Here is a 1,412-nt window from a genome sequence, read left to right on the forward strand (position 1 = left end):
CTAATATCCACCGATTAAATCCTTTTTCTTCAGGATTTGAATTCCATTCAACAAACTCTGTAGCTTCATTTCTAGTCGTAAACAATTCTTCATCATATAAAAATTCACATACTTTTTCGTTGCTGAAGTGTCGATAAATAAAGTCAATATCCTCATTTCCCACATTCCGCAAAATCAATCTGTCAGTTTCTAAATTAGGGAATTTACTATGTACAGTCAATTTAAGCACTCCTTATGATAACTAAATTAGGAACGTTTATTCTTAGATGAACAACGTTAAATCTTTACCTCTTTAATATTTCGACAGTCTTTAAAATATACCTTCTTATTCAACTATCCTGCTTCAATTAGTTTAAGTACATTACTTCACAAGCGTAACATAAATCCCAAATTTGTTGCCGTTCAAATAGCAATCACTGAAGATACTATATCCTTATAAACCAATTCCTTGAACTTCACATATAGACTAACAATGTAATTCCATCTTCTAATTTGGAAAATATCTATTCAAAAGAGAATATAATTCCATTTACTATATTTTGTTGAAATTGATGATTTTCTTCGTCTACCTATTTCGGGTAATATCATTCAACAATCTGCACTATTCCTCGAAGGCGATAATCAGACACAACAATCAGAGAGCCATTCACAGTTTATTCATACAGAATTATCTTATCCTGATCCAATGCAATATAGGTTAGTCCGTTCAACAATTAATGAAATTATTAGTTTTACTTTTGAAAATGAAATGCAATATGCAGAGAATAGGATATATGAAACGATTGCTAATCCAATCCATATAAAAAGAAGGGTAAACCAGAATGTACACATAATCATATAGAAGTGAGAGTCCCTATAGTAATAGGAGAGTATGAAATTGAAATAAATATGAGCAATCAAGTTTTCTTTGAACAGGAAGTTCTTGGTTTTAAAGAAATCTCTAGCAATGTTGAATTAAGAAATTTTAAATTTATTCCTGATCAATCTGGCAAATCATTAGGTAATGGGACATACACGGTATCCAAAGGAAAAATAACATTGGAAGGTAAAATTTCAGGTATTCAGCTAATACAAATCACAATGAAAATGCGTCGCAACAAAAGCAAAAGAATCATCGACTTCACCAAAGAATGGCACTTAACTTAACCGTTCTTCTTTCACAAATACAGAAAATTAAAGCTACATTCATGCTGTAAATGAATCAAATGACTATTCTATTAGCCTATTTGAAAATATATAATCCACATATTTTATTATTAGAGTTTGGAAAAGCTCAAAAAATAATAGAGGTGAGTAAATGAAGAATTGTAACAACAATCAACAGCAACAGCAAGAAGCATGCATAGTACCATCGACGCAACAAATTCCGGTGGCTGATAATGCAGTAGTAAATAATACGACAGCCAGTACGC

The 1,412-nt window shown here is 31.2% G+C and carries 1 protein-coding gene and 1 pseudogene; one reads left to right on the forward strand and one right to left on the reverse strand.

Features of this window, described 5'->3' with window-relative positions:
* A pseudogene (locus ACQKMD_RS21980) lies at positions 1–220 on the reverse strand (GNAT family N-acetyltransferase); the annotation flags it as partial.
* Positions 221–888: 668 nt separating this feature from the next.
* On the opposite strand from ACQKMD_RS21980, the gene ACQKMD_RS21985 reads away from it, so the two are divergent.
* Positions 889–1,146: a hypothetical protein gene (locus tag ACQKMD_RS21985; protein ID WP_427754700.1), complete on the forward strand. Its 258-nt coding sequence runs from the start codon at positions 889–891 to the stop codon at positions 1,144–1,146.
* Positions 1,147–1,412: the final 266 nt, after the last annotated feature.

This window comes from Viridibacillus sp. NPDC096237 (assembly GCF_050278625.1).
Lineage (GTDB): Bacteria > Bacillota > Bacilli > Bacillales_A > Planococcaceae > Viridibacillus.